Here is a 5505-nt window from a genome sequence, read left to right as displayed (position 1 = left end):
GGAAAAATAAAGGGGCCCAGGTAGGAGATGTACTCGTTCTAACAAAACGTATTGGAACTGGTATCATGAATAATGCGCTGAAAGCAGATTTATTCCCTGTAGGTACGGAGCAAGCTGTCACTAGCATGAGTACGTTAAATAGAGTGGGTACAGAGGTGGCTCACAACTTTACTGTCCATGCTTGTACTGATGTAACTGGATTTAGCCTTATGGGGCACTCCGTAGAAATGGCTAGTGCGTCTGATGTAACAATACACATTAAGGCTTACGATATTCCGCTTTTTGATGATGTTATCGAAGCGGCTCAAATGGGATTAGTCCCTGCTGCGTCTTATGGTAATCGCAAGGCCATAACCGATGTACAAGTTGATGAGGCTTTGGACCCTGTGTGGACAGATATTCTCTTTGATCCGCAAACCTCGGGTGGCTTGCTATTCTCTGTTCCTGCTAACGAAGGGGAACAACTCGTAGAGGCGTTACATAAGGCTGGTATAGACTGTGCGGCTATGATTGGTACTGTTGAAAGCTTCAGTGGTTTAGCGGTACGCGTTACAGAATAGCTGATAGCTGATACTTTCACAAAACATATAATGTATATAATATAGAGGTGTATGATGAGCAATACAAAGGAATTAACAGTAGATGTACGTGGCAGCTTGTGTCCAAAACCTGTAATCGAAACTAAAAAGGTGAGCGATGCAAATCCAGATACAGTTATTACAACTATCGTTGATAATGAAGTGAGTCGCGATAATGTAGAGAAGTTTGGTAAATCTCGCGGCTATGGAGTGACAATTCGACAAGATGGCAAGGATTTCTACCTCACTATGACGCCTAATGCAAATCCTGTAGCAGAAGTTGGTTGTGAACTGATGAGCTATGGCAACCGTGTCATCTTAATGACAAAGGATTATCTTGGTGAAGGCAGTGAAGAGTTAGGCCGTAACCTAATGAAAACGTTCTGGGTATGCATGGTAGAAGCAGACGTAAAACCATCTAAAATTTATTTTATCAATAGCAGTGTTAAGATGGTTGTAAATGATTCTGTTCATTTAGAAAATATCAAAAAGCTAGCTGATCTTGGTGTTGAAATTGCTGCGTGTGGTATTTGCCTTGATTACTATGGCGTAAAAGAAGAGCTTGGCGTAGGTAGTATTACAAATATGTACGCTATTACAGATTCTATCTTAGGCGATAATATTGTTAAACTATAATTGTTTGTGACTTTATTTAATAACTCAAAACAGGTGGTGAGGCATTGGAAAATAAAAAGTTGCTAGTCGTCTTTACGTCCTATTATTTTGGCGATAAAGCAGACAAGGTATTAACAGAATTAGAGGTGCCTCATCAATTGATGGCTACACCTCCAGAGCTTTACGATATGTGTGGTTTATCGGTGCAGATAGATCCAAGTATTGTAGAGCAGGTTCAAACAATTTTAAAAGAACATAAGATTAGTACATCTGGCCTCTTTTGGTATGAAAAAGGTGAACTAGCGGTACCATATAAAGCCTAGATATGATCTAGGCTTTTTCTTTATTTCTTTGTTAAAGCTTTGATTTTTATATAATTTGAAAGCTGATTATGGTACTATAGGTATATGATATTTTTTATCAATATATGGAGGTATATATGAGCAAGTATGAAATAGAAAATGTTAAGTTAACGGCTCCTAAATTGGATCGTAAAGATTTAGAATATGCCATGACATATCGTTATGCATGTAAAAAGTTTGATAGCACTAAAAAGATTTCCGAAGAGGATTGGAATTCTATTTTAACAGTAGCTCGCTTATCCCCAACATCTCTTGGGTTTGAGCCTTTTGAATTGCTAGTGATCCAAAATCCAGAAATTCGTGAAAAAATGAAAGCCCATGGCTGGGGCATTCAGGCTGGCCTTGAAGCAAGTCATTTGGTAGTATTCTTAACACGTAAAAAAATTGACTTAGTATTTGATTCCCCTTACATTCGTCATATACAAGAAGAAGTTAAGCAATTGCCAGCAGAAATAGATGCTGCATATCGGGAAAAATATGCTCAATTTACTACAAGTGATTATAAAACTTTTGAATCTGAACGCGCAGCCTTTGACTGGGCTTCTAAACAAGCGTATATCGTTATGGCGAATATGATGACAATGGCTGCTTATGAAGGCTTAGATTCTTGCCCGTTAGAAGGCTTCAATCAAGATGATATGACTGCACTATTAGGCGATGAGCTAGGCCTATTCGATACGAAACATTTCGGTATTTCCGTAATGGCTGCCTTTGGTTACCGTGATGAAGAACCTCATCGTAATAAAACACGTCGTACCTTAGATGAAATTGTAACAGTAGTTGAGTAAATCGTTATCTTTAGAACTAAATCGAAATTCTTCATTTAATCTTTAGAATTGAATGATATATTATAAATATACAAAAATTCTAAAATATTTATAAATACTGTATTATTTGATCGGGTTTATAAATATTTTGATTGAATAGGAAGGAGTGATTGTATGTTATGGTCAATTATTGTTGGTGGTTTTATCGGATTCCTAGCAGGTGCCATCACTAACAAAGGCGGTGCAATGGGCGTTATCGCTAAAGTTGTTGCTGGTTTAATTGGCTCGTCCGTAGGTCAGTCCCTATTTGGTACATGGGGTCCTAGCTTAGCCGGGATGTCCTTAATTCCATCTGTATTAGGTGCAGTAATTGTTGTTGCTGTAGTCTCATTTTTCTTCGGAAAAAAAGGATAGTAATCTATTTATAAGAGTAGCTCTAATATAGCTAACGTAATTTTACATGAAAGGAGTCACAATTATGGCATTAGAAGATAAATTAAATCAAGCTAAAGGTGCTTTGAAAGAGAATGTAGGTAAGTTAACTGACGACAAACAAATGCAAGCAGAAGGCGCTGTTGAAAATACAGTGGCAAAGGTAAAAGATGCTGCAGAAGGTGTTGTTGAAGACATTAAAAAAACTGCGGACGATGCTAAAAATGCTGTAGACGGCGCGATTAGCGGCCTTAAAAATGCATTGGGCAATGATGACAAATAAAATTAAATAAAAGCTATTATATAGCAAAAAACCAGTAAATCCTTTGATTTACTGGTTTTTGTTGTTTATAGATTTGATTATACGTTGAAGCGGAAGTGTGTTACATCGCCGTCTTTCATAACGTATTCTTTACCTTCAAGGCGTACAAGGCCTTTTTCTTTAGCAGCGTTTTGGCTACCGCAAGCTTGTAAGTCATCAAAGGATACGATTTCAGCACGGATAAAGCCTTTTTCAATATCAGAGTGGATTTTACCAGCTGCTTGAGGCGCTTTTGTACCATTTACGATTGTCCAAGCACGAGCTTCCATTTCGCCAGCTGTGAAGTAGTTGATAAGACCTAAAAGAGCATAGCTTGCTTTAATAAGCTTAGTTAAGCCAGATTCTTCAAGACCTAGATCTTCAAGGAATGCAGCGGATTCTTCGTCGGATAATTCAGCGATTTCAGATTCGATGCGAGCAGAAACTACAACAATGCCTGCGCCTTCGTTTTTAGCATATTCTTCAACACGTTTTACATGTTCGTTAGCGGAGTAATCAGCTACTTCGTCTTCAGATACGTTAGCAACGAATAGAGAAGGCTTAGCAGTGAGCAAAGTCAATTCTTTGATCATTTCTAATTCGTCTTCGTTAAGACCTTGTGCACGAACTGGTTTAGCTTCGCCAAGACCTTCGATGATGCGGTCTAACAATGGCAATTCAGCACGAGCGTCTTTGTCGCCAGATTTTGCAATTTTTTCAATACGTTGTTTGCGTTTTTCAACGGACTCAAGGTCGGCAAGACAAAGCTCAGTGTTGATAATCTCAATATCGCGGATTGGATCGATGGAACCTGCAACGTGAGTGATGTTAGGATCCTCGAAGCAACGGATAACTTGTGCAATAGCGTCTACTTGGCGGATATGGCTAAGGAATTTGTTGCCTAAACCTTCGCCTTTAGAAGCGCCTTCTACAAGGCCAGCGATATCTACAAAGCGCATAGCTGCAGGAAGGATGCGTTTAGAACCAAACATTTCAGCCAATACAGCTAAACGACTATCTGGAACATCTACAACACCTACGTTTGGCTCGATTGTACAGAAAGGATAGTTGGCAGCTTCAGCGCCCGCTTTAGTAATGGCGTTGAATAATGTACTTTTACCAACATTTGGAAGGCCTACAATGCCTACTTCTAAATTTGTGCTCATGGTACCACCTTTTATTAAAACATTGATTTCGTTCTTTGTGAAAGTTTCCATAGAAACTCTATCAAATAAATATTATATCATATAGACGCTATAAATTTGTACTAAAAAAGTGACACTATTAGTCACATAGGTGACTAGTAGTGTCAATAAACAAAAATCCCACACTGATGTGTGGGATTTTATCTTGTGTCTTATAGAGAATGTGCTCTCAAGTCCGCAGCGGATTGTGTAGAAATCCAAGCTGGTGGGATGTCGAATACTGTGTAGCAACCTGTGCCGCCATGTTTAGCTAAGCGGTAGAGGCCACGTGCGTAAGCTACGAGTGCAGAGCCTGTGAATTCAGGGTTGGAGTCAAGTTTCAAGGAGTACTCGATAACGTGACGTGTGCCATCTGTGCTTTCACCAGAGCGAAGAACGAAGCCACCATGTGGAATACCTTTGTGGTCGCGATCAAGTTCCTCTTGGGAAATGAAGTGAACCACAGTTTCGTAACCTACAAAGTAGTTTTCCATAGTTTTGATTTCGTTTTCAATTTTAGCTTTATCCGCATCAGGAGCAGCTACTACGTAGCACTCACGAAGGTGGCCTTTGTAGCCATCAACGTCAGGAGTTTGACCATTGCGGATTTCTTCTAAGTATTGTTCTTTAGGAACAGTGTATTGACGAGCGTCAACTACGCCTTCAAGGCGACGGATTGCATCGGAGTGACCTTGGGATACGCCACGACCCCAGAATGTGTAGGATTTGCCTTTTGGCAAGATTGCTTCTGCGTAAACGCGTTGCAAAGAGAACATGCCTGGATCCCAACCACAAGAAATTAATGTAGCAGTTTTAGCTTCTTTAGCTACTTTGTCTACATTAGCAAAATGTTCAGGGATACGTGCATGTGTATCGAAGGAATCGATACAGTTGAAGTATTTAGTTACCATTGGTGTTTGTTCGATAAGGTCTGTTGCAGAACCGCCACAAAGAACCATAACATCGATTTTACCTTTGAAATTAGGAATATCTTCCATAGAGTAAGTAGGTGCACCAGACACAGTTTCAATACCTTGACGGCGAGAAAATACGCCTACGAGCTCCATATCAGGTTGTAATTGAACGGATGCTTCTACGCCACGAGCCAAGTTGCCGTAGCCAACGATACCAATACGAATATTCATATTAGCCTCCTATATAAATCGAGAAATTTAATATTTAACATATCTATTATAGCACAAAATAAATCTATTTGATATTTTTCTATAGAATTTACTTATTTAGATTGAGAAAGCAATATATTTA

General features: G+C 39.2%; 8 protein-coding genes. 6 read left to right on the top strand and 2 right to left on the bottom strand.

Annotated features, from left to right (window positions below):
• The 6 genes from selD to Q0F90_RS06725 form a co-directional block, all read left to right on the top strand.
• Positions 1–560, top strand: a 560-nt coding sequence (gene selD / locus Q0F90_RS06750; RefSeq protein WP_296004289.1) for a selenide, water dikinase SelD, incomplete at its 5' end; no start/stop codon positions are given.
• 54 nt (positions 561–614) lie between these two features.
• Positions 615–1214, top strand: a complete 600-nt coding sequence (gene yedF / locus Q0F90_RS06745) for a sulfurtransferase-like selenium metabolism protein YedF (protein WP_296004290.1) — start codon at positions 615–617, stop codon at positions 1212–1214.
• A gap of 44 nt (positions 1215–1258) precedes the next feature.
• On the top strand, positions 1259–1516 hold the full coding sequence (locus tag Q0F90_RS06740; RefSeq protein WP_119207252.1) for a DUF3343 domain-containing protein: 258 nt from the start codon (positions 1259–1261) through the stop codon (positions 1514–1516).
• A gap of 116 nt (positions 1517–1632) precedes the next feature.
• Positions 1633–2343, top strand: a complete 711-nt coding sequence (locus Q0F90_RS06735; RefSeq protein ID WP_296004288.1) for an NAD(P)H-dependent oxidoreductase — start codon at positions 1633–1635, stop codon at positions 2341–2343.
• A gap of 153 nt (positions 2344–2496) precedes the next feature.
• On the top strand, positions 2497–2736 hold the full coding sequence (locus Q0F90_RS06730; RefSeq protein WP_178196319.1) for a GlsB/YeaQ/YmgE family stress response membrane protein: 240 nt from the start codon (positions 2497–2499) through the stop codon (positions 2734–2736).
• A 64-nt stretch (positions 2737–2800) separates the two neighbouring features.
• Positions 2801–3037 carry a CsbD family protein gene (locus Q0F90_RS06725; RefSeq protein ID WP_296004287.1) on the top strand — a complete coding sequence of 79 codons (237 nt, stop codon included), beginning with the start codon at positions 2801–2803 and terminating at the stop codon, positions 3035–3037.
• 77 nt (positions 3038–3114) lie between these two features.
• Here Q0F90_RS06725 and ychF read toward each other — a convergent pair whose 3' ends face one another.
• Positions 3115–4221, bottom strand: coding sequence for a redox-regulated ATPase YchF (gene ychF, locus Q0F90_RS06720; protein WP_296004286.1), 1107 nt, complete (start codon positions 4219–4221; stop codon positions 3115–3117).
• Positions 4222–4412: 191 nt separating this feature from the next.
• Entirely contained in the window at positions 4413–5384 is a 972-nt protein-coding gene (locus Q0F90_RS06715) for a diaminopimelate dehydrogenase (RefSeq protein ID WP_296004285.1), read from the bottom strand.
• Positions 5385–5505 lie beyond the last annotated feature (121 nt).

Origin of the sequence: uncultured Veillonella sp. (genome assembly GCF_934190855.1) — a bacterium.
Classification (GTDB): domain Bacteria; phylum Bacillota; class Negativicutes; order Veillonellales; family Veillonellaceae; genus Veillonella.
This window is presented reverse-complemented; position numbering and strand designations above follow the sequence as displayed.